At 36.6% G+C, this 21,254-nt stretch carries 22 protein-coding genes and 2 tRNA genes; 9 read left to right on the top strand and 15 right to left on the bottom strand.

Annotated features, from left to right (window positions below):
• Nucleotides 1–137: 137 nt before the first annotated feature.
• From AB1278_RS00805 to AB1278_RS00820, 4 genes are all read left to right on the top strand, one after another.
• Nucleotides 138–1,382 carry a bifunctional folylpolyglutamate synthase/dihydrofolate synthase gene (locus AB1278_RS00805; RefSeq protein ID WP_202842104.1) on the top strand — a complete coding sequence of 415 codons (1,245 nt, stop codon included), beginning with the start codon at nucleotides 138–140 and terminating at the stop codon, nucleotides 1,380–1,382.
• A gap of 42 nt (nucleotides 1,383–1,424) precedes the next feature.
• Nucleotides 1,425–1,499, top strand: a tRNA-Val gene (locus AB1278_RS00810).
• A 33-nt stretch (nucleotides 1,500–1,532) separates the two neighbouring features.
• Nucleotides 1,533–1,607, top strand: a tRNA-Val gene (locus AB1278_RS00815).
• A gap of 117 nt (nucleotides 1,608–1,724) precedes the next feature.
• Entirely contained in the window at nucleotides 1,725–2,846 is a 1,122-nt protein-coding gene (locus AB1278_RS00820) for a hypothetical protein (RefSeq protein ID WP_343643502.1), read from the top strand.
• Here the strand turns inward: AB1278_RS00820 and AB1278_RS00825 are convergent.
• Genes AB1278_RS00825 through AB1278_RS00840 form a run of 4 tightly spaced genes read right to left on the bottom strand, consistent with a single transcriptional unit; the run spans nucleotide 2,836 to nucleotide 5,595 of the window.
• A complete protein-coding gene (locus tag AB1278_RS00825) occupies nucleotides 2,836–3,759 on the bottom strand; it encodes a glycosyltransferase family 9 protein (RefSeq protein ID WP_202844224.1) in 924 nt (307 codons plus the stop codon). The two genes, AB1278_RS00820 and AB1278_RS00825, sit on opposite strands and share 11 nt — an antisense overlap.
• 50 nt (nucleotides 3,760–3,809) lie before the next feature.
• Nucleotides 3,810–4,229: a SufE family protein gene (locus tag AB1278_RS00830; RefSeq protein WP_062672886.1), complete on the bottom strand. Its 420-nt coding sequence runs from the start codon at nucleotides 4,227–4,229 to the stop codon at nucleotides 3,810–3,812.
• Between the two features lie 44 nt (nucleotides 4,230–4,273).
• Nucleotides 4,274–5,371, bottom strand: a complete 1,098-nt coding sequence (locus AB1278_RS00835; protein WP_202842108.1) for a glycosyltransferase — start codon at nucleotides 5,369–5,371, stop codon at nucleotides 4,274–4,276.
• Nucleotides 5,371–5,595, bottom strand: coding sequence for a uroporphyrinogen decarboxylase (locus AB1278_RS00840; RefSeq protein WP_110008987.1), 225 nt, complete (start codon nucleotides 5,593–5,595; stop codon nucleotides 5,371–5,373). Before AB1278_RS00840 ends, AB1278_RS00835 begins: the two co-directional genes overlap by 1 nt.
• A 150-nt stretch (nucleotides 5,596–5,745) precedes the next feature.
• Here AB1278_RS00840 and AB1278_RS00845 point away from each other — a divergent pair, with 150 nt between their 5' ends.
• Nucleotides 5,746–8,280 carry an ATP-dependent Clp protease ATP-binding subunit gene (locus tag AB1278_RS00845; protein ID WP_202842110.1) on the top strand — a complete coding sequence of 845 codons (2,535 nt, stop codon included), beginning with the start codon at nucleotides 5,746–5,748 and terminating at the stop codon, nucleotides 8,278–8,280.
• A gap of 142 nt (nucleotides 8,281–8,422) precedes the next feature.
• Here AB1278_RS00845 and AB1278_RS00850 read toward each other — a convergent pair whose 3' ends face one another.
• Nucleotides 8,423–8,950 carry a hypothetical protein gene (locus AB1278_RS00850; protein WP_202842112.1) on the bottom strand — a complete coding sequence of 176 codons (528 nt, stop codon included), beginning with the start codon at nucleotides 8,948–8,950 and terminating at the stop codon, nucleotides 8,423–8,425.
• A 189-nt stretch (nucleotides 8,951–9,139) separates the two neighbouring features.
• On the opposite strand from AB1278_RS00850, the gene mnmA reads away from it, so the two are divergent.
• Nucleotides 9,140–10,327 carry a tRNA 2-thiouridine(34) synthase MnmA gene (gene mnmA / locus AB1278_RS00855; RefSeq protein WP_429811809.1) on the top strand — a complete coding sequence of 396 codons (1,188 nt, stop codon included), beginning with the start codon at nucleotides 9,140–9,142 and terminating at the stop codon, nucleotides 10,325–10,327.
• A 126-nt stretch (nucleotides 10,328–10,453) separates the two neighbouring features.
• Nucleotides 10,454–10,663, top strand: coding sequence for a hypothetical protein (locus AB1278_RS00860; protein ID WP_062672875.1), 210 nt, complete (start codon nucleotides 10,454–10,456; stop codon nucleotides 10,661–10,663).
• A gap of 63 nt (nucleotides 10,664–10,726) precedes the next feature.
• Here the strand turns inward: AB1278_RS00860 and AB1278_RS00865 are convergent, their stop codons facing one another.
• Both AB1278_RS00865 and AB1278_RS00870 read right to left on the bottom strand, forming a co-directional pair.
• A complete protein-coding gene (locus AB1278_RS00865) occupies nucleotides 10,727–11,077 on the bottom strand; it encodes a hypothetical protein (protein WP_429811812.1) in 351 nt (116 codons plus the stop codon).
• A 14-nt stretch (nucleotides 11,078–11,091) separates the two neighbouring features.
• Complete coding sequence (locus AB1278_RS00870) at nucleotides 11,092–11,829, bottom strand: glycine-rich domain-containing protein (RefSeq protein ID WP_429811815.1); 738 nt, start codon at nucleotides 11,827–11,829, stop codon at nucleotides 11,092–11,094.
• A 114-nt stretch (nucleotides 11,830–11,943) separates the two neighbouring features.
• Here AB1278_RS00870 and AB1278_RS00875 point away from each other — a divergent pair, with 114 nt between their 5' ends.
• Complete coding sequence (locus AB1278_RS00875; protein WP_343643828.1) at nucleotides 11,944–12,840, top strand: hypothetical protein; 897 nt, start codon at nucleotides 11,944–11,946, stop codon at nucleotides 12,838–12,840.
• 209 nt (nucleotides 12,841–13,049) lie between these two features.
• Complete coding sequence (locus AB1278_RS00880; protein WP_202842119.1) at nucleotides 13,050–14,276, top strand: DUF6051 family protein; 1,227 nt, start codon at nucleotides 13,050–13,052, stop codon at nucleotides 14,274–14,276.
• 91 nt (nucleotides 14,277–14,367) lie between these two features.
• On the opposite strand, the gene AB1278_RS00885 is transcribed toward AB1278_RS00880, so the two are convergent.
• The 8 genes from AB1278_RS00885 to AB1278_RS00920 all read right to left on the bottom strand — a co-directional run bounded on the left by AB1278_RS00885 (nucleotide 14,368) and on the right by AB1278_RS00920 (nucleotide 21,216).
• Nucleotides 14,368–15,111, bottom strand: a complete 744-nt coding sequence (locus AB1278_RS00885) for a LytR/AlgR family response regulator transcription factor (protein ID WP_429811819.1) — start codon at nucleotides 15,109–15,111, stop codon at nucleotides 14,368–14,370.
• Between the two features lie 60 nt (nucleotides 15,112–15,171).
• On the bottom strand, nucleotides 15,172–15,447 hold the full coding sequence (locus AB1278_RS00890; protein ID WP_062672865.1) for a 2TM domain-containing protein: 276 nt from the start codon (nucleotides 15,445–15,447) through the stop codon (nucleotides 15,172–15,174).
• A gap of 26 nt (nucleotides 15,448–15,473) precedes the next feature.
• Nucleotides 15,474–15,770 carry a 2TM domain-containing protein gene (locus tag AB1278_RS00895; RefSeq protein ID WP_202842121.1) on the bottom strand — a complete coding sequence of 99 codons (297 nt, stop codon included), beginning with the start codon at nucleotides 15,768–15,770 and terminating at the stop codon, nucleotides 15,474–15,476.
• A gap of 122 nt (nucleotides 15,771–15,892) precedes the next feature.
• The gene (locus tag AB1278_RS00900; protein ID WP_395972093.1) at nucleotides 15,893–16,462 is read right to left on the bottom strand and encodes a methyltransferase family protein; all 570 of its coding nucleotides are present in this window, start codon (nucleotides 16,460–16,462) and stop codon (nucleotides 15,893–15,895) included.
• 33 nt (nucleotides 16,463–16,495) lie between these two features.
• Nucleotides 16,496–16,801 (bottom strand): 2TM domain-containing protein, encoded by a 306-nt coding sequence (locus AB1278_RS00905; RefSeq protein ID WP_395972091.1) that lies wholly within the window; start codon nucleotides 16,799–16,801, stop codon nucleotides 16,496–16,498.
• 4 nt (nucleotides 16,802–16,805) lie between these two features.
• Entirely contained in the window at nucleotides 16,806–18,119 is a 1,314-nt protein-coding gene (locus AB1278_RS00910; RefSeq protein WP_395972089.1) for a 2TM domain-containing protein, read from the bottom strand.
• 139 nt (nucleotides 18,120–18,258) lie between these two features.
• A complete protein-coding gene (locus tag AB1278_RS00915; protein ID WP_343643832.1) occupies nucleotides 18,259–18,918 on the bottom strand; it encodes a hypothetical protein in 660 nt (219 codons plus the stop codon).
• A gap of 51 nt (nucleotides 18,919–18,969) precedes the next feature.
• Nucleotides 18,970–21,216 (bottom strand): TonB-dependent receptor, encoded by a 2,247-nt coding sequence (locus AB1278_RS00920; protein WP_395972087.1) that lies wholly within the window; start codon nucleotides 21,214–21,216, stop codon nucleotides 18,970–18,972.
• Between the last annotated feature and the right edge of the window lie 38 nt (nucleotides 21,217–21,254).

Here is a 21,254-nt window from a genome sequence, read left to right on the forward strand (position 1 = left end):
TCTTCATCAGTACTGTTATCTGTGAATCACAGCGATTTCATATTAAGATTTTTCAATATTAGACGAATTAAATATAAAAAAGTTACAGATTGAAAAATTATATTTTATTTTAAAAAAACTTTTGGGAATTTTGCACCATGACAAATGAACAATATCAGGAAGCTATCGACTGGCTTTTCGTACAGATGCCCAACTATCAGATAGATGGACAGAAGGCTTATAAACCTGGACTTGATAATATAACAAAGCTTTGTGCTTTTTTTGGAAATCCTCAGGATAAAATAAAGTGTATTCATATTGGCGGCACCAATGGAAAAGGTTCTTCAAGCAATATGCTGGCATCTGTTCTTCAGGAAGCCGGTTATAAAACAGGATTATACAATTCTCCACACCTTATAGACTTCACAGAGCGCATAAAGGTGAATGGAAAAAACTGTAATAAAGAATTTGTCTTTGATTTTATTCAAAAACTGAAAACGATTCCGGAAGACATCCGTCCCTCTTTCTTCGAGTTTACGACCATCATGGCTTTTGAATATTTTTATCAGCAGCAGGTAGATTTTGCCATTATTGAAGTTGGATTGGGAGGAAGACTGGATTCAACAAATATTATCAAACCGTTGATTTCGGCTATTACTAATGTTCAGCTGGATCATCAGAATATTCTTGGAGATACCATCGAAGAAATTGCATCAGAGAAGGCTGGAATTATTAAACAACATATCCCGATTATTTCCGGTGACGAAAATGAAGTTGTCAAAAATATCATTAAAAAGAAAGCTACGAAAGAAAATGCTGCTTTGATAGATGCCACTCTTATCAATACAGATCTGGAATCTGATCTGAAAGGGAATTACCAGAAGAAAAATGTCAGAGTCGTTCTGGCCGCTGTAGAAGAATTAAGGAAACTTAAAGTAAATATTTCTGATGAAGCATTGGAAAAAGGACTTCTCCATGTTCACCAGAATACAGGATTTATTGGCCGTTGGTTTGAATTTTCACAACATCCGCTTACGATTTGTGATACGGGACACAATCAGGCAGGTTTGGAGTATGTTTTTTCACAATTAAATTCAATTGACAGGCACAAGCATATTATTTTGGGGTTTGTGAACGACAAAAAAATAGATGATGTGATGAAATTACTTCCCGAAAATTCTGAGTTCTATTTTGCAAAACCATCCATCAACAGGGGAAGACACCCGGAAGATTATGAAAATCTGCTTCAGGAGGCGAAAATTTTTTATAAAATTTTTGATTCTGTACAGGAAGCGTATCTCTCTGCAAAAGAACGATGTACAAATGAAGAAATGATTTTTATCGGCGGAAGCAACTTTGTAGTGGGAGATTTTTTGGAAAAAAATTTGGAGATTAAAGAATAAGTCGTATATTTGCACCACTCTAAACAAGAGAACAAGTCTAGAGGGTTCTTAGCTCAGTTGGTTCAGAGCATCTGGTTTACACCCAGAGGGTCGGGGGTTCGAATCCCTCAGGACCCACAGAAAAGGAAACGAAACCTTTCAAAAAAATTCGGGTTCTTAGCTCAGTTGGTTCAGAGCATCTGGTTTACACCCAGAGGGTCGGGGGTTCGAATCCCTCAGGACCCACAAAAAATCTCTCAGATTTCTGGGAGATTTTTTTATTTTACCCCTAAGCAATTTATAAAGCTTCTCCTCCACTTTTCCTTATATTTATCTACCTTTGCCTACATCGAATAGCCGAACTTGAAGCAGCTCCACATCATATCATTCAATTATCCCTACCCTCCTTCCTATGGTGGAATCATTGATGTATATTATAAAATCAAGGCCATATCTGATATGGGAATAAAAATTCATCTTCACTGTTTCATAGATCAGATCCCTTCAACCATTGACAGAGAAATTAAAGAGATTACAGAAAATGTATTTTTTTACAAAAAGAAGAAGAATCCTCTGCTTTATTTTTCTTCAACGCCTTTCGCTGCTGCGATCAGAAAATCTGAAGAACTTATTAAAAATCTGGACAGGAATAAAGCTCCCATCTTGTTTGAGGGTTTACAAACCACGCAAATTATACGGTTTTTGAGAGAGAATGACCACAAACTCTACCTCCGTTATCACAATAACGAAAAGGAGTACTATAAAGGTCTTTCCGGATCGGAGAACAACCTATTCAAAAAGATCATCTACTCCATTGAATCTTTAAAATATACAGGATATCAGAAAAAACTTTTAAAGAAATTTGACGCTGTATTCTGTCTGTCTGAGAAAGAATATCATGAAGTTGAATCCTATTCAAAGAATGCACACCTGATTCATATCTTTCACGGTAATGAATCGGTAAAGGAATTGGATCAAAAAGGAAAGTATTTTCTATTTCATGGAGATCTCACCACTGCAGACAATAAAAGAGCATTAAATGAGACTATCGGTTTATTTAAAACGCTTCCACAATATAAATTGATTGTTGCCTCCGATCGTGCCAGTGAAGATATTAAAAACAAAATCTCAGCCGTTGAAAATATCAGCCTTACTCCTATTCAAACCAGAGAGAACCTTTACCGTCTTCTGGAAGGTGCTCATGCCAATATTTTAATTTCTTACCAAAATTCAGGAACAAAAGTGAAGCTTTTCAATACGCTTTACAACAGCCGTTTCGTGATTATTAACGGGAATATTACAGATGATCCGGTTTTAACAAATTTATGCCTGTATGGCGATGATATGAGCCAAATCCGTCAGCAGATTATCATCTCGGCTGAAAAAGACTATGATGACAATGAAAAAAGAAAGAATATTTTAGAAGCAAGTCACTCTGACAAAGCTAAAGCAGAAGAAATAGTAAAGCTAATTTTTAAAAATTAACCCTGTCCACCACTTTCTGGATATTAAATTCTTCAAGACAGGCCCAGTCACCTCTGTAACATTCCTTATCTCCAAAGACAGAACATGGTCTGCAGCTCAGGTCTTTTACCTGAACAACATCTTCCTCACTTTGTCCAAATCCCAGAAATCCTGCATAAGGATGAGTAGCTCCCCAGATAGAAATACATCGGGTTCCCACAAGACTTGCGAGGTGCATATTGGCAGAATCCATAGATATCATCAGTTCCAGTCCGGCAATATAATTGAGCTCTTCCGTAAGATTTAATTTTCCGGCAAGATTTTCTGTATTAGGAATCTCTGCTTCCCATTTTTCTAGAGTTTCCGTTTCTTTTTTACCTCCTCCAAAGAAATACACCGTATGTTTCTGAGCAAGAATTCTTACCAGTTCATACGATTTCGCCAAAGGAAGCATTTTCCCTTTATGCTGGGCAAAAGGGGCAAAACCAATCCCGGATTTTTGCGCCGAAACCGGTCTTAATTGATGAGAGAGTTCAACTTTGAAGCCCATTTCACGGAAAACATCTGCATAACGTTCCACTGTTTTTTTCAGCTGTACCTTTTCCAGATTCCAGATATCTGTAAGATGTTCTTTTTCTTCCTTGCCTTTATCAATTTTAAAGACCTTGAGCCCTTTCCTCCTGTATATTCTGTCTAAAACCTTGGTTCGGATTACATCATGGAGATTGGCAATACAATCCGGATTAAATTCACGGATCAGTTCGTTACTCAGTTTTCTCAATCCGAAAAGACCTTTGTAATCATCCAGGTCAATCCCTTTAAAAGTTACATTGGAAATTCCAGTAAACAACGCCTCAAAATTTTTCCTGGAGACCATAATAATTTCCACACCGGGGTTCTGCTCCAGAAATTCTCTGAAAACAGGTACGGTCATCGCAACATCTCCGAATGCGGAAAAACGATATGCTAAAATTCTGGTCACGGTTATGATTTCAGTTGGTAAGCAACTGCATAAAACTTGATCTGCTTTGTCATCGCCATAAGTCCGTTGGCTCTGGAAGGTGAAAGAAACTCCTGTAGTCCTATTTCTCCGATAAAATCAAAATCAGAATCCAGGATTTCCTGAGTGGAATGTCCACTGTAAATACTTACTAAAAGAGAAACGATCCCTTTTGGTAGAATACCATCAGAATCTGCATTAAAGAAAAGTTTCCCGTCTTTAAATTCAGCATCAATCCAAACTTTGCTCTGGCAGCCTTTAATCAGATTTTCTTCTGTTTTCTTATCTTCAGCCAAGCCTTTCAGTTCTTTTCCAAGATCAATGATGTACTCATACTTTTGCTCCCAATCTTCAAGAAAAGCGAATTCATCTATTATTTCCTGCTGTTTTTCTTTAATGGTCATTTTAAATCAAATTTCTTTTGCAAAGATAACCAATTTTGTAAAAATTATTTACAGGATGCTTTTTCAAAAAGTTGGAGGATTTTTGTCTCTTCATTCTCCCAGCAAAATACATCTGCTGCCTTATTTAATTCGCTCTGATAATAATGTCTTCCTCTCTGAAGAACAAGATTGATTGCTTTTTCAATGGTTTCAGGCTGATGATCCGGAATAACTTCTCCTACATTAAATTGATTTTTTATCCTTTGCATTTCCGGAAAATTAATCATCACAAGCGGTACTCTCGATTGGATATAGTCACAAACCTTATTAGGAAGTGAATAATAGTAGCTTACTCCATTATTTTCTTCGAGACTGAATCCTGCATCAGCGGTTTTTGTTATTTCCCTGAGATTTTCCGGTTTCAGCTTACCCAGAAAAAAGACTTTATCCTGAAGTTTCTCCTGAATAACAAGTTCTTCGTATTCTTTTTTCTTCGGGCCGTCACCTGCAATTTTCAGAACAGCATCTTTAATATGATGCATGGCCACAATCATTTTTTCAATTCCCCTCGACTGATTAATCGCTCCCTGATACAGAATGATCTTTGGATGATTTTCAGGAATTTCCGGTGCTGAAAGAATTTTTCTCGGAATATTTCTAACCACTACCGGATTGACATTATACTGTTCATGAAACCATTCGGCATAGCTTTCACTTTCTGTCATCATCAGTTCCATATGGGGAACCAGCTTTCTTTCCAGCACTCTCCAGAATTTCTGAGAAAACCTGTTTTGAACCGATGGCATTTCCGTGAAAATTTCATGGCTGTCAAACACCAAAGGGATGTTCAGTTTTCTGGCAATGAGATAATTTGGCAGAAGTGCATCAATATCATTGGCATGGAGAATCGTATCTTTGTCCGCTTTTTTCTTCAGTTCTTTGTATAATTTCCAGTTGAATTCAAAATAAGCGGTCTTCAGGCTTTTAGACTTCAATCCTATTCTGGAAAAGGGATAAGGACGTTCCATTTTTTCATTTCCTTCCCAATCGTTACCAATCAGATCTATGGAATACCCGTTATCAAAAAGGGTTTTGCATACCTTCTCTATCCGTTGGTCAGTATACAGATTACTAAAAGCAGAAGTAATAATTTTTTTCCTCATCAATCTTTCTTGTCTAGTATTAAATAATAGATTTGAATGAAACAAATAAGCCCGTTTGGTATGATAACCGGCCAAAGCATTCCATTAAAGATACCATAAATGACAAAACAAATACAGCCAATCATGTTAACCACTCTGATTTTTTTTACATCTTTCAGTATGAAACTCAATACGATAAAAAGAGAAGCAGAATAGCCAATGTAAGTGGTAAGTTCAGGATTCATGGGGAAAATTTAAGGTTACAAACTTAATCATTTTCAATAAGATAATAAATTTTTTTCTGCCATAAAGTCATTAATTGATTTTTGGTAAAATATTTGTAATTTAGATAATGAATAAAAGGTAATGTTGCCTTTGTTCTAATGAGATATATTATGGATTATAAGTTTTCACAAGGTTTGAGCCAGGTGTTCAAACAAAGCAAAAGCGAAGCTAAAAGGCTGAAAAGTGAATTTCTTAATACAGAACATCTACTTTTAGGTATTATAAAAACGGAAAACTCTGCAAAAGAAATCCTTCAAAACCTTAATGCGGATTTAACACAAATCAGAAGAAAAATTGAAACTTTAAATACAGCAAGTCTTAATCCTATTTCTGAGGAGGTTACCAATATTTCTTTCACTAAGATGGCAGATCATGCGATCAAACGTGCAGAGTTAGAATGCCGACAGTATAAAAGCAATGAAATTAATACCGTTCACCTGCTTTTAGGTATTCTTTATAAATATGAGGACCCTACTTCAAATATTCTGGGAGCTTATGACATCGACTACGAAGGAGTTTCAAGAGAGTACCAGACTATGCTTAAAAATTCAGGCCAGTCTCCACAGATGAGTGCTTACGATGATGATGATGAGAGAGAGGAATTTGAGCAAATGAGAAAACCTACAGGAAATCTAGGTTCTGCAAAAAGTAAAACCCCTACATTGGACAACTTTGGTAGAGACCTTACTTCTTTGGCCAGAGACGGAAAACTGGACCCTGTGATCGGTCGTGAAAAAGAAATTGAGAGAGTTTCTCAGATCTTATCGCGTAGAAAGAAGAACAACCCGCTTCTTATCGGGGAGCCTGGAGTTGGTAAATCTGCGATCGCTGAAGGTTTAGCATTAAGAATTCAACAGAAAAAAGTGTCGAGAGTTCTTTACGGAAAACGTGTGATCACTTTAGACCTGGCAAGTTTAGTTGCCGGAACTAAGTACCGTGGTCAGTTTGAGGAAAGAATGAAGGCCATCATGACGGAACTGGAGAAAAACAGGGATGTCATCTTATTTATTGATGAGCTTCATACGATTGTAGGAGCTGGAAGTTCCACAGGAAGTTTAGATGCTTCCAATATGTTCAAACCGGCTTTGGCAAGAGGTGAAATTCAATGCATCGGGGCAACTACCCTGGATGAATACCGTCAGTATATTGAAAAAGACGGAGCTTTAGAAAGAAGATTCCAGAAAGTAATGGTGGAACCTACTTCTATTGATGAAACCATTCAGATTCTGAACCAGATCAAAGATAAGTATGAAGAGCATCACAATGTCATTTATACACCTGAAGCGATTGCGGCGTGTGTCAATTTGACATCAAGATATATAACAGACCGTTTCTTACCGGACAAAGCAATTGACGCAATGGACGAAGCCGGATCCCGTGTTTATATCAAAAACATGAAAGTTCCTACTGAAATTATTGATTTTGAAAAGAAAATCGAAGATATCAAAGAACTGAAACAGAAAGCGGTAAAAGCTCAGGACTATCTTGAAGCAAGAAAACTGAAAGATGAAGAGGAACGTCTTCAGATGGAACTTAACTCGGCTCAGGAAAAATGGGATAAGGATGTAAAAGAGAAAAAAGAAACCGTAACGGAAGAAAATGTAGCGGAAGTGGTTTCTATGATGAGCGGAGTTCCTGTAACGAAAGTTGGTAAGAACGAGCTTGACAAGTTGGCCCAAATGGACGAGAAGCTTAACGGAAAAGTAATCGGCCAGGAAGATGCTGTGAAGAAAGTAGTAAAAGCTATTCAGAGAAACAGAGCTGGTCTTAAAGATCCTAACCGCCCTATCGGTACCTTTATTTTCCTTGGAACAACCGGGGTTGGTAAAACCGAATTGGCGAAGGTAATGGCAAGAGAACTATTCGAATCCGATGAATCTCTGATCAGAATTGACATGAGTGAATACATGGAGAAATTCGCGGTTTCGAGATTGGTTGGTGCGCCTCCGGGATACGTTGGATACGAAGAAGGAGGTCAGCTGACAGAAGCGGTAAGAAGAAAGCCTTACGCAGTGGTTCTTTTGGATGAGATTGAAAAAGCTCACCCGGATGTATTCAATATCCTGCTACAGATTTTGGATGAAGGACACGTTACAGACAGCTTGGGAAGAAAAATTGATTTTAGAAATACCATCATTATTCTGACTTCAAACATCGGAACAAGAGATCTTAAAGACTTTGGAGACGGTGTAGGATTCGGAACTTCTGCGAAGAAAACCACTTCAGACTCAAGAGCGAGAAGTACCATTGAAAATGCCCTTAAAAAAGCATTTGCACCGGAATTCTTAAACAGAATTGATGATATTGTGATCTTCAACTCTCTTGTACAGGATGATATCAAGAAAATCATTGATATTGAACTGAATAAGCTTTATGGCAGACTTGAAAAATTAGGATATAAAGTTGATCTTACTGAAGAAGCAAAAGACTTTATTTCTGAAAAAGGATGGGATAAAGATTTCGGAGCAAGACCACTGAAACGTGCAATTCAGAAATATATTGAGGACTTATTGGCAGAAATGCTGGTAAACAAGCAATTGAGCGAAGGAGAAACCGTAATTCTTGATCTTAATGAAGCAAAAGACGGACTGATCGGGAAAACACAGAAAGCTAAGAAATCGGCTGAAAAGTCTTCTCAATCTTAATTAAATAAATAATTTAATTTCAAATAGAAAATCCCCGGGAAGTTTCCCGGGGATTTTTGTTTTGTAAGCTTTGGCTGAAGCCGGATGAATTTTGTTTTCTGACTAAACGGGTTAAAGCCCGTTCCTCTTGATAAATGAACCTTTAAAGCCCCACCACAAAACCAATAGTCGGGATCAGACCGCTGGAAAATACACTGGAATTCTGTTTCCAAAGCACATTGTACATTAACCCCAGCTGCATGAAGGAATTATTCCCGATCCGCTGCATATATCCTCCTCCAAGGTACAATGCATTTTCTTCCGTATTGTATTTATAATCGTAGTATTTATCCTTGTAATCAACAAAATAATGCTGATAGTTGGCTCCCACGTAAAATGATCTGGCAAAATAATAATTGACAAAAGGACCTACTCCAAACATAGTAGATTTATAGTAATCAGAAGTCTGCCACGAAACACTTCCTACCACACCGCCTTCAAAATCATCTGTAAACCTGTAACCTACTCTTGGTGAAGCCGACAGATTAAAGGCACTGTTGCTTCCAAATCCTAATCCAATACCTCCTCCGAAAGTCCATTTGCTGTTTTCCTGTACCGGTGCACCTACTGAAATTTGGGAAAATGCTGATCCTGAGCTTATCAGCATCATAGAAATAATAAACTTTTTCATATATACTATTTTTGTTTTTAAAGTTATGTTCTCCTCTGTTTCCGTCTGCAGAGAGACTGATAAAAGGTAATCAATATGCTATCGTTTTTATCAATGTTTAAAATTATGGTTTTTTTACGAATTTTTTAATTGTATTTTTGCCGCATCAAACTAAGAACTCCCGTTAAGAGTTTCGTAAAATTGAATACAATGAAAGTAGTAGTAGGCCTCTCTGGAGGTGTAGATTCTAGTGTTACAGCATATTTGCTGCAGCAGCAAGGCCATGACGTAGTGGCTTTATTTATGAGAAACTGGAACGATGCTTCCGTAACATTAGAAGATGAATGTCCCTGGATTGAGGACAGTAATGATGCTCTGATGGTAGCACAAAAACTTGGAATTCCTTTCCAGGTGATAGACATGAGTGAACTTTACAAGGAGCGTATCGTTGACTATATGTTTGCCGAATATGAAAAAGGCAGAACTCCCAACCCTGATGTATTGTGTAACAGAGAAGTAAAATTCGATGTGTTTATGAAGACCGCAATGTCTTTGGGCGCCGATAAGGTAGCAACAGGACATTATGCAAGGGTAAATTCTACTTTTGATGAAAACGGAAAAGAAATTTTCCATCTTCTGGCCGGAAAAGACAACAATAAGGATCAGTCTTACTTTCTTTGCCAGCTAAGCCAGGATCAGCTTTCAAAAGCGTTATTCCCAATTGGAGAACTTACAAAGCCTCAGGTAAGAGAAATTGCAAAAGAAATCGGACTGGTAACGGCAGATAAAAAAGATTCTCAGGGATTATGTTTTATCGGAAAAGTAAGTCTTCCCCAGTTTTTACAACAGCAATTGAAACCAAATGAAGGGGAAATCGTAGAAATTTTCAAGGATTCTCCTCTATTTTCGGAAGAAAAACCTGAATTCTCATCCAAAGTAGAAGAACTTGAATTTTTATCAAGAAAAATCCATTATAAAAAATCTGACGGAAAAGTAATCGGGAAACATCAGGGTGCCCAGTTTTTCACGATCGGACAAAGTAAAGGCCTTGGTATAGGCGGACACAAAGAAAGCTGTTTTATCATCTCCAGAGATATGGAAAATAACATCCTTTTCGTAGGAGAAGGAAGCCATTTCCCGGGTCTTCATAAAAAAGCTTTGAAAATAGACAATTCTGAACTGCACTGGGTTCGTGAGGATTTGAGACTTCAGAACGGAGAATCTATGGAAGTAATGGCCAGATTCAGATACAGACAGCCTTTGCAGAAAGCAACTTTGTATCAGTTTGAGAATGCTTTTTATATTGAATTTGACGAACTTCAGTCTGCTATTGCTGAAGGACAGTTTGCTTCATGGTATATTGATGAGGAGCTGATTGGCAGTGGTGTGATTTCGTAAGAGTTTCGGGTACGGGATTCGGGTGATTGAGATTGTTTTTTTTAAGAAAATATTTTTTTGAAATTTTTCTGTAACGTTTTTTAAGTTATCATACTTACGGAGTAAATAACAATAAAAAATACTACTATGAAAACATCTACAAAAAACCAGTATGCTTATGTAAACAATATTCTGATTGCAGTTGTATCCTCTATTTTCGGTTATAATCTTTATCAGGCCATTGTACATCCGGAAAACTCCAATATCGCGATCAGTCTTATTTTGGTAGTCCTGACTTCCGTTATGGTTCGAAAATATGGCTATCAGCCCGCAAAAGAAGAAAAGAAAGATATTTAATATCAACAACACATAATAAAGCCCGGAACATTTTTGTTTCGGGTTTGTTTTTAATAATAAATTTTATTTTATCTTTTCATTTACATAACCTGAGATAAAAACCAATGTAACAATACCTTCTGCTATTAATATCACAACAAGAAATCCAACAGGTTTTCCCAATATGACACCTCTGATAAGCTTGATAATTCCCAACAAGAAAATAAATCCTGCGAAATAAATTGTCGTTCCCGAAATGGTTTCTTTCAAAGAATTTAGCATAAAAAACGAAGCGTAAAATCCTAGAACCAGAATGACATAGAACTTCAAAAAGTCAGGTCCTTTAAGAATAACCGGATTAAATGTCAAATAGACTGTCATAAGCCATATAAAGCCTATCACAACCGGAACTGAATAAATGATGAGTTTTTTCATAATGATGAGTTTTATTATCCACCACAGCCTCCACATCCACCGCAACCACCGCAGCCGCCTCCACAACCACCTCCTCCACTGCAGCTTGAGCCACCACAACTTCCTCCGTCATTATTTTGCTTATCTTTTCTGTTAGGGTCAGAAACCTCCTGATCTCCTATGATTGAAACGATAGTTCCCAGAATGAAAATAATCCCGAATACAACTCCAGTAACCATTAACCCTGAAAAGTTATCTCCTTCTGTACACGAAAATAAAAGCAGTAACACAAATATGGGAGCAAAGAAGGCCATTTTTCTAAGCCAAGACTGTACTTTTGACTTTTTCTTACTCTCTCTCCAGATTTCTTCGGGTGCTTCTTGCCTGAATATCTGCCGATAACTTGTTAAAGTATCTTCAAACCAGTTCTGATGTCTTTCTTTTTCCGCAGAGCCTCCTTTGGAAGGATGATGATGAAGAGGTCTTTTTAAGATATGGGGACAGAATTCCTCCCAATAATTTTGGGTGTAGATCAGGTGCATATGCCATACTTTATCTACTATTTCGCTGGGAGAAGCTCCATGCGGAAGAATACAGCAGAGATACACGAACTTTTTGTACTCTTCAATTGCTTTTTTGGCGAAATCAAGGCTCCAGAGTTCTTCTTTGGCGAGTTTTTTTGAGAAAGGGAACTCGACCCCGGGAGCATCCAGAGAAAACTCCTGTATCCTTTTCCAAAGGGACTCATCTAGTAATAGCATTTTTGTTTCCATTGTTTTGATTTTTGTTTTCTATTCAAATATCAATGGATTATATAATATAAAAGTCTTTCAAAAATCTTTTTTGGTTTCATAAAAATCTTAAATTAGTCTTATAAAATATATACCATGAAAAAGGAAGATATCCTGCATCTTGAAAAGCTTATGAATTTCTTAAGCCGGCAATTTTTAAAGAAAAACCATTGGGAAGATGTGACCAAAACCGAATGGTCTTATATAAGCGCTGAACTGAATGAACTGATTATCAATGATCATTCAGAAAAAGAGATTAAAAAAGAACCTGATATTCTGGGAACAAATTATCTGTATGAGCATCTGATCATCAATAAACTGAAAAAATTCAAACAGAACGAGAATGCAGTTTTAAGCAGACCCAACCTTGCTAAACTGAGTTTAATTGTCAAAGTTTTGGGATATTCCAATTACATAGATTTCATAAATTCAAATACGGAAGCATTCAATTTTAATGATCTAAGGATTGATATGAATAATACCAATATGAATACCGCTCTTTTAGACCGTTTAGTAGGGTGCTGGTATTCTTATAACAGAAATCTGCCCGATAATCCTTTGATGGCAAAAGAAGACCGCATATGGCGTTCTGCCATGGAAATTTATAAGTCGGAAACCACAGGAGAATATTTTATTGAAAGAAGCGGTGGTGATCATCACAAATACTTTGGAAAAGTAACCGCCTATTCTGATTATGTTTTCATCATCATGAACAGCAATACTTTTATTCGTCAGAGACATTTCATTTCAAGGATAAAGGATATTAAAGAAAAACTTAAGAACCCAGACTATAAACTCCACGAAATCCACTTTATAAGCACCTGCATTAGTTTCAATCAGGAGCCGATTGCTTTATTTGAAATCTTCAGAAAAGCGGACAGAAAAAACTTCATTTCTGATTCCATCAGTTTTCCCATTGACAGTGACGAAATACCTGAATCAATTGTTAAACAACTTGAAGATACCGAATCTAACAGAATAGATTACAGATAGTTAAAAAAAATAAAGATTATCGGACAAAAAATAATTCAACAATAAACATCATCATCAATCTCTATACCATGGCCCCGGAATAAGACTATTTCGGGGTTTATTGTATTTCTCTTATGCCTGGAATATATTTAAACCTTAAAAATCAATTCATTACCGCAATAATTCTCTAACTTGATGGTTCTAAATATAAACCCTTCAATCGTCTTGCTATGGAATATTATGAATTGTATGAAGTTTTGAAAAATCATTTTGATTCCGAAAAAGACAGGGCTGAACTTCAGGAACTGAATGTAAGCATTGAATCAATTCCTTTTGAATCCAAGGTATGTGATCTGCTTTATGGCTCAGAGAAACAACAGTGCAACAAACATCAGCAAACCCTAGAAATCAACAAAAATGGTTATCTCTTGTACAACCAACCTGCTGTAGACATCAAAGATTTTGATATTGAATGCAATAAAAGATTTGAATATCATATCCTGAAGCGGGCAGATATAGAAACAGCCGAAGGAGCTTTGTTTTTTTTCCATGGACTGAATGAAAAGAAATGGGATAAATATTTGCCATGGGCGTATGAATTGGCCCAAAAAACACAAAAGGCCATCATACTGTTCCCTATTGCGTTTCATATGGATCGAGCAGAACCTATCTGGAGTGACCGCCGTCACATGATGGAAGTGGTTAATTTCAGGAAAAAAAAGTATCCGGAAAACATGAATTATTCCTATGTAAATGCTGCGATAAGTTCCAGACTGGAAGCGCATCCGCAAAGAATATTCTGGTCCGGGCTACAGACCTATTCTGATATTACAGAAGTGGTAAAAGATATTAAAAAGGGTAAAATAAAGGGTATTTCTCCAGAAGCAGATCTGGATTTATTTGGGTATTCTATAGGATCATTTCTTGCTTTAATTATCAAAATGGCTGATCCTCATCATTATTTTACCCGATCAAAAGTATTTTGTTTTTGTGGAGGAATGACGATCGACAGGATGTTTCCTATATCCAAATACATCATGGATACTCAGGCAACAGTTAAAATGCAATCTGTTTTTACGGAACTGTTGAGCTCTGATTTTAAGTCAGATTCACGTCTGAAACATTATCAGAATGAAGCATTGCATCCACAGGAAAGCTGGTTCAAAAAAATGCTCCGCTACAATTATTTCCAGAAGGAAAGAGAAGAAAGAATTCAGGAAATCCAATCTCAGATCAAGGCTTATGTATTAGAGAAAGACAGTGTAGCTCCTCCGATAGAAGCACTCAATACGCTGCAGGGTGGCTACAGGAACATCAATGTAGATATTGAAATCAAAGATTTCCCCTTTGAATATTCCCATATGGTTCCATTTCCGCTTACCCACAAGCATTCAAAAGAAGTTACCGACGCATTCCACCAGTTTGTACAATCTGCCAGTGATTTCTATAATGCCTGATGATTAATTTTTCAGGGATAAAATAGAGAGAGAAATAGTTTAAAAATAAATAGAATAAGATCCATGGTGTTTGTTTTTAAGTTAATCTTTATCAACTGACCAACCAGTCTTTAAAATCTTTCACACGGTCTCTGCTGACCGTTATTTCTTCTTCAGGCTGAAACTCAAGGTCCACCTTATAGTAAGGCGAAGTATGGATGTTTTTGATATAATCCGAACTGATAATAAACTGTCTGTTCACCCGGAAAAACTTTTTCTCATCGAGTACATCTTCCAGCTCATCAAGTGTAAAATCTGATGGATAGGTACGGTCTTCCGTCTGAAGATAAACGATTTTATTCTCACTGAAAAAGCAGCTTATTTCCTGAGTCTGAATAATCTTAAGGTTGTATCCTATTTTCACCAGAACTCTGGAAAGCGTAGACTTTTCTTTTCGGATTAACTGTTTGATATCCTGAGAACCATTGGTATCGCTGGCAGGAATGAAAGATTTAAATTTCTCCACTGCTCCTTCCAGATCTTCATCAAGAATAGGTTTCAAAAGATAATCAATACTGTTCAGCTTAAAGGCTTTCAGGGTATATTGGTCAAATGCTGTTGTATAGATAATGAAACCTTTGGTTGGTGCTTTTTCAAAGATATCAAAAGACAGTCCGTCCCCCAAAACAATATCTGAAAAGATCAGCTGCGGATGTTCGTTTTCAGAAAACCAGGCAACACCTTCTTCCACCGATTCTATTTTGGCAACGATCTCTATTTCAGGAAAGTTACTCAGCATTCTCTCCAATTTCCTTGAAGCAGGTTTTTCATCTTCTATAATAACAGTTTTGATCATTGAGTTTAAGTTTTAGTTTTCAGATTTTAGGAAATAAATTTATATAAAAGTGGACAGATTTTAATAATTTATCGTTTTTTTCTCTTTTCTGAGTTCTTTTTCAATCATGTCCTTTTCCCATTCGGAATCAAAGAGAAATAGTTTTGCAGCTTTTACCAGAATTATAAATCCCCAGATTCCAAGGATGGTATATCGGTCAAACCAATGAAAGCTAATCATCTTTTCGCCAAAAATATCATCAGGAATGATCAGAACGGCAAATAAGGCAAATATAAAAAGGCTTTTATAGAATTTTCTGATATTGTTGGTTCTTGTGTGGGCAGTATCGTAATCCATGATATTATAAGTTTTTATGTTATTGTTTATAGTGTTTTTATTTTCTGTTTTTCATCCTTCTCCATCAGTTCTCTGATTTTTCTTTCTTCCCAGCTTTTACCAATTCCGAATACGCTTATGGCATGAAATGCAATTCCTACTCCCCATCCAAGTGCAGGCCATAAAAACCATAAATATCCGGGAGCAGTTACAATATTCAGTATTGCTAAAAAAGGAATAATGATACAGTACGAGGTAAGGTTTCCATAAAATTCTTTCAGGTCTTTCACTCTCCTTGAAGCTTTTCTGTAAGCTATTGTTTCTTTGTCAGGTAAAATTTCCATAATGATTTGTTTAAAAGTTGATTTGTTTTTTCTTGAGTCAAAGGTAGCTCAGGAAAGTGCCACGAATCAATTTTATGTGACCGAATGGTAGATTATGCTGTCTGAACTGTAAAAACCTGTAATTAATAGATAAAAGGGATCAATTTTTTGGTGCTTTTTCTGTATTCAATATATTCATCCCCAAACTCTTCTATCAAGGCCTGTTCTTCAATTTTAATCCTGTAGGCAAAGGCTAAAAACGGAGGAACAAAAGCAAAGACTAATGAAAGCCAGTTATTGAGATACAAACCGAGGCCAAAAGAAGTTAACAGGGAAAAAGTATAGGAAGGATGTCTCAGATATTTATAAAATCCTTCTTTTTTGATTTTATGATCCTGTCTGATGGTTACATCTACTGTAAAATATTTTCCCAATGACCTGATGATCATGTATCTTACAATAATCCCTATAACGATAAAAAGTTCACCCAGATATAAAATCCAGATACCGTCAATTATTGGAAAATGAGTCTGATAAGAAACAAATACTGCGCTTGCAATGGAAAAAGGAATGGCCAGCCATAGGATATTCAGGGTTGATTTATCCTTGTTCTTTTGATCTTCTTTGCCGGACTTCAGCATGTTCTTGTAAAGGAATTCCGTGAGAAACCAAGCAGCCATTGAAATGTAGAACAGCGTTGATAAGGTATTCATTGTAAAGAATTTTTTTAGATTAAAATTTCCTTTTTAGTGATCTTTCTGTTTATCCATCAGTTCCTTGATCTTCTTATCTTCCCATTTCCTGATAAAATTAACCTGCGGCAGAAAAACGGTCACCGCATGGGCTGTAAGCCCTATTCCCCAGAAAGTTGCCGTAAAAAAATTTTTAAACTGAAAATAACTTTCACCAGGCTTCAGGTGCATATAATTATAGACAACGATCAGAGCATTCACTGCGATATAAGCGAATACATGTCCGTAAAATCCACGCAGTCTTTCTACCTGCCTTCTTGCACGTTGATATTCAATATCGTTTTCGTCAAATCTTCCCATGGTCTTATTTTTTTTGTTTGTTCATAATTTCACGAATCTTCTTTTCCTGCCATGATTCTCCTACTCCAAACACCTGAAATGCATGGGAAGCAACGCCTATTCCCCATCCCAGTACGGGAAACCAGAACCAGTGATTTCTGCTGCTTGTAAAAAGATTAATAAAGATTAAAAAGGCGCTTACGGTACAGTATGAAATAAGGTTCATATAAAAACTCTTAATCTCTTTTACTCTTTTTTGTGCCCGTTGGTAAGCTGCAGAATCATCTTCATGTTTTGATATGGAAACTTGTGGTTTAGCCACGAGCATTGGAAGTTTTACTTTAAAATGATCTTCAGATTTTTCGATGAAGACATTTCGCTCTGTAATAAGGGAATAACGCTGTACAATATTGGCCAGACCAATTCCTGAGCTTTCTTTGATCTGTTCTCTTACCTGAAGATTATTTTCAATGCAGAGCGTATTTCCGTCTGAAAAAATTCTGATGATCAGAGGTTTTGATGATGTGGCAAAATTGTGTTTGATACAATTTTCCAACAAGAGCTGCAAAGCCAGTGGAACTACATATTTCTGATAATCCTCTTTAGCAACATCAAAGGTAAAATCCACACTGTCTTCAAATCTTGTTTTCAAAAGTTCACAATAGGTTTTTGCAAATTCTATCTCGTCTTCTACTGTTACCAGTTCTTTATCTTTTTGTTCAAGTACATATCGGTAAATCTTTGACATTGAAGCAGTAAACTTTTGTGCCTGACGAGGATTTTCATCAATCAACGAGCTTAAAACATTCAATGAGTTGAAAAGGAAATGTGGATCCAGCTGGTTCTTTAAACTTTCAAACTGGGCATTTGCAGATTTGGCGATAAGCTTCTGTTCCACCACTTCTTTTCGGGAAGTTTTCTTCAGCTCTTCCATGAAACTTCTGGCATGAAGGAAAGCGGATATCAACAATGCTATATTGATGGTAAACCAATTGAGGAAATTATATTTTCCAAGGAAAAACTCTTCTGTAGTAGCTGCTTTTTGAATAAGTACAAAATTGACATAATTGCAGAAATAGACCAGTACAAAATTGGCGACAATAATTGAAATAATACTGATAACCGCTCTTTTGGTTGTAGCCTCAGACCATGGGACTTTTTTATTCAGAAAACTGTTCAATAGCCCGTTTCCTCCTCCCAATACAAAAGAATAAATAAAAGAGATAAGCAGGGTATATAAAAAGTTTTCAAGATTCTTCTCTTCTGTAAAGACAAAAAAGAAAAACATGGAGACAGCAAGTGATACCCAGAATAGTACGATAAAGTTTTTCCGTTTCATGATCTGTTTTCTTGACTCAAAATTAGTTTTTATTAAAGGTATCAAAAATTAATTGTTACCGAAGGGCTGATTTTTCTTTCCGAATGGTATAAAAAAACCTTCACGAATGAAGGTTGATTAATTTGAAATATAGAAAAAGCTATTTTGTTTTTTCTGCCGGTAAGCTTAAGAAATAGTCTGCTTCTCCTTTTCCCCAGTTAGGGTCCAAAGCTGTTTTGGGTTTGTAGGCTTTAAACTTTGCCTGAGCATCTTTAAACATTTCCAATCCTTTGGTTTTGCTTCCTCCGTACTGTTCGGGAGTAAAATAGACATCTTCTGCTTTGATCAATGCAATTCTTGGGTTTGCCGGGTCTAATTTTTCTGCAATATTAAGTTCATCAGCAGCTCTTGCCCCATCTGTCATATAACGCTGGGCAGGATTTACCATCATTCTGAGAGAATAAGACATTTTTCTCAACAGGTGAATTTCTGCATTATCAATTCCTGCAAGATTCTGAGCCATTGAAAGATGTTTTTCTGCCTGATCTGCAATACCATCCAATTCCTGCATTTTTCCGTCTCTCATAAGGGTTCTTCCTTTTTGGATATAAGAAAATGCGGCATAGTAAGCCGGAAGCCATTTTGTACTTTCTTTACTTCCTATTCTCTGGAAATCATTTGCAAGAGCCTGGAAATCTTCTGAGGTTTTGCAGGTTTCAATTCTGGCTATTTTTTCAGACATTATTTTGTCATAATCTGCCTGTGCAAAAGCTGTTAAGCTCACAAAAGCTAAAGCAAAACTTAAAAGGTATTTTTTCATGATATCAAATTTTAAAAGTGAGTTATGTTTGTTTGTTCTAAGGTATGTTTTTTATAAATTATTATTGATGGCATCATCTGTTTTGTCTACTCCAAAGCTTATAAACGCTCCTATGAAAACAAAAGTATTGACAGGCGGAACAATTGCAGAGCTTCTGGAGCCATTGGCTGAAAAATTATAGCCATAAATATTCTTTGATCCTAAAATATTGCTAATACTCAATACAAATACCGGAAAAGCTTTTGCATCTTTTTTACCGATATTCGGAAGATAATTGACGCTGAAATTCAATGCGTTGTAATCCTTAAGTCTTCCTTCATTCCTGATAAAATTTACAGCTTTTCCATCTTTAAATGTGGAGGCAATGTCATAATAAGGCCGTCCTTTTGCGTAAGTATATGATAAATTGACCCCAAGCTTCCATTCAGTAATAAATCTTTTTGCGACTGCTGAAAGGGTATGTTCTGCTGCAAAACTCGGCTGCAGGCTTACTGGATAATTCAGGAAATCTCTTTTTGAATCCAGATAAGAGTAGCTGATCCAGTAATCGATATTTTCAAATGTCTTTTTATTATCTCTCCAGAAGAATTCCAGTCCTTTTGCATATCCGTAGCCATCATTGTTTAAAGCAGTTTGAATCTGCTGATTTTGCTCTTTGTCCTGGGTAATATTGAACGTCTTAATCAACTGGTCATATTTCTTGTAAAATGCCTCAAAACGTAAAGTTCTGCCCTCTGAAGCTCTCTGAACCTGGAAAATATAATGCTGGGATTTCTGAAAACCGAGATTGGCAGGGCCATTGATGTATTTACTTTCAGGATTCTGATAAAAAATCCCGTACGCTAACGAAGTGGTCCAGTCTTTTGCAAGGCGGTAGGCAATCGCAAAACGGGGCGCAATATTATCCTTTCCTAAAAAAGAAGAATGCTCTGCTCTCACCCCTATTTTCGCTGACAAAGCATTGCTGAAGCCAAGATCAGTTTCTACAAAAGCAGAGGAGATCAAATCTTTATAATGTTTCCGTACCGTTTCAAAATTCAGATTTTCATCGGTATTATTCAGTTCAATTCCTCCTCTTACAGCACTGATTCTGTTTATTTTTCTTTCAAGAACTGTTTTGAAATTCAGATAATTTCCATCGGTAAGAAGCTGGCTTCTGTTGGATTCAACATCATTGGTTTCTGTAGAAAAATGAAGATCCGATCTGTTGTAGGAATAAGAACCGCCCACATTAAGCAGATATTTTCCGAATTTTTGTTTAAAAGAAAGGTTGTGAAATGTATTTTTACCGTTAAGCTTTGCCAGACTGAAATCGGATCCAGGTTCAAGGCTTTCCGACTTTACTCCCATTTTATTGGAATTGAACATTCCGTAATATTTGAAAAAGCCTCCTGATTTTGTTTTAAATCTGAAATTCAGATCTCCGTTGAGACCTTGCGGAGCTTCAACAAAATCTGTATTAAAATTAAAAACTTTCTGCATCAGGCTTAGCAGAGAATATCCTGCCGTAGCTCCGTAAGAATAGTTTTTATTATCTGATAACTTCTGAAAACCGGCATTCAGGAAAATAGGTGAAATCCCAATATTATAAGAAGTTTCATCCGGAAGATCCACACTTTCCAGCATTAAAGCTCCCGAAAGGGCCTGGCCGTACAACGCCGAATAACCACCACTTGAGAAGATATTTCCTTTAAAAAGCGAAGTATTGAACTGATCTCTTCCCGCAATTCCCGGAACTGAATTGGAAAAATAATTGTTGATAAGACTTCCGTCCATAAAGATTTTAGATTCGGTTCCTGTTCCTCCACGGATGAACAAACCTTCCGTTCCTCCTACTTTTTGAACTCCAGGAAGATAAGTCAATGCCGAAGAAATCTGTCCGTCTGCTCCTGCTGTGGTATAAATATCAATGGGAGTGAGTAATGCTGTTGCTCTTTTCTTATCGCTGGCTTCAATAGATCCTGCAGAAACCACCACTGCATCAATCTCACTGATCTGTTCTTTAAGATCAATATTCAAGGTAATATCCTGACTTTCAATAGAAACTGATCTTTCCACATTTTCATATTTCGGGTGGGTAAAAGTAATTGTATGAGCTCCTTTTTCTGAAGTTTCAAAGGTAAAATTACCCTGGGCATCTGTTGTAGTCCCATCATAGGTGTCTTTCAGTGTTACATTTATTTCGGCGACTCCTTTGTTTTTGAAGGATACTTTCCCCGATATTTTCACCTGGGAATATCCCATAATGGAAGTGAGAAGAAGAATCAGAAACAGTATGTTTTGTCCTTGTGTTTTCATTTTTATTGTTTTCTGGAATCAAAAATAGCATGAGAAAT

The organism is Chryseobacterium sp. NRRL B-14798 (genome assembly GCF_050470705.1).
Taxonomy (GTDB): Bacteria; Bacteroidota; Bacteroidia; order Flavobacteriales; family Weeksellaceae; genus Chryseobacterium; species Chryseobacterium cupriresistens.

Bases quoted from the DNA above. Each gene is read 5' to 3' on its own strand.
- AB1278_RS00905 (WP_395972091.1), bottom strand. From the start codon at position 16,801: ATGGGAAGATTTGACGAAAACGATATTGAATATCAACGTGCAAGAAGG.
- mnmA (WP_429811809.1), top strand. From the start codon at position 9,140: ATGAAAGTAGTAGTAGGCCTCTCTGGAGGTGTAGATTCTAGTGTTACA.
- AB1278_RS00885 (WP_429811819.1), bottom strand. From the start codon at position 15,111: ATGATCAAAACTGTTATTATAGAAGATGAAAAACCTGCTTCAAGGAAA.
- AB1278_RS00910 (WP_395972089.1), bottom strand. From the start codon at position 18,119: ATGAAACGGAAAAACTTTATCGTACTATTCTGGGTATCACTTGCTGTC.
- AB1278_RS00880 (WP_202842119.1), top strand. From the start codon at position 13,050: ATGGAATATTATGAATTGTATGAAGTTTTGAAAAATCATTTTGATTCC.
- AB1278_RS00845 (WP_202842110.1), top strand. From the start codon at position 5,746: ATGGATTATAAGTTTTCACAAGGTTTGAGCCAGGTGTTCAAACAAAGC.
- AB1278_RS00890 (WP_062672865.1), bottom strand. From the start codon at position 15,447: ATGGATTACGATACTGCCCACACAAGAACCAACAATATCAGAAAATTC.
- AB1278_RS00835 (WP_202842108.1), bottom strand. From the start codon at position 5,371: ATGAGGAAAAAAATTATTACTTCTGCTTTTAGTAATCTGTATACTGAC.
- AB1278_RS00875 (WP_343643828.1), top strand. From the start codon at position 11,944: ATGAAAAAGGAAGATATCCTGCATCTTGAAAAGCTTATGAATTTCTTA.
- AB1278_RS00895 (WP_202842121.1), bottom strand. From the start codon at position 15,770: ATGGAAATTTTACCTGACAAAGAAACAATAGCTTACAGAAAAGCTTCA.
- AB1278_RS00850 (WP_202842112.1), bottom strand. From the start codon at position 8,950: ATGAAAAAGTTTATTATTTCTATGATGCTGATAAGCTCAGGATCAGCA.
- AB1278_RS00920 (WP_395972087.1), bottom strand. From the start codon at position 21,216: ATGAAAACACAAGGACAAAACATACTGTTTCTGATTCTTCTTCTCACT.
- AB1278_RS00805 (WP_202842104.1), top strand. From the start codon at position 138: ATGACAAATGAACAATATCAGGAAGCTATCGACTGGCTTTTCGTACAG.
- AB1278_RS00860 (WP_062672875.1), top strand. From the start codon at position 10,454: ATGAAAACATCTACAAAAAACCAGTATGCTTATGTAAACAATATTCTG.
- AB1278_RS00870 (WP_429811815.1), bottom strand. From the start codon at position 11,829: ATGGAAACAAAAATGCTATTACTAGATGAGTCCCTTTGGAAAAGGATA.
- AB1278_RS00825 (WP_202844224.1), bottom strand. From the start codon at position 3,759: ATGACCGTACCTGTTTTCAGAGAATTTCTGGAGCAGAACCCCGGTGTG.
- AB1278_RS00900 (WP_395972093.1), bottom strand. From the start codon at position 16,462: ATGAATACCTTATCAACGCTGTTCTACATTTCAATGGCTGCTTGGTTT.
- AB1278_RS00915 (WP_343643832.1), bottom strand. From the start codon at position 18,918: ATGAAAAAATACCTTTTAAGTTTTGCTTTAGCTTTTGTGAGCTTAACA.
- AB1278_RS00865 (WP_429811812.1), bottom strand. From the start codon at position 11,077: ATGAAAAAACTCATCATTTATTCAGTTCCGGTTGTGATAGGCTTTATA.
- AB1278_RS00840 (WP_110008987.1), bottom strand. From the start codon at position 5,595: ATGAATCCTGAACTTACCACTTACATTGGCTATTCTGCTTCTCTTTTT.
- AB1278_RS00830 (WP_062672886.1), bottom strand. From the start codon at position 4,229: ATGACCATTAAAGAAAAACAGCAGGAAATAATAGATGAATTCGCTTTT.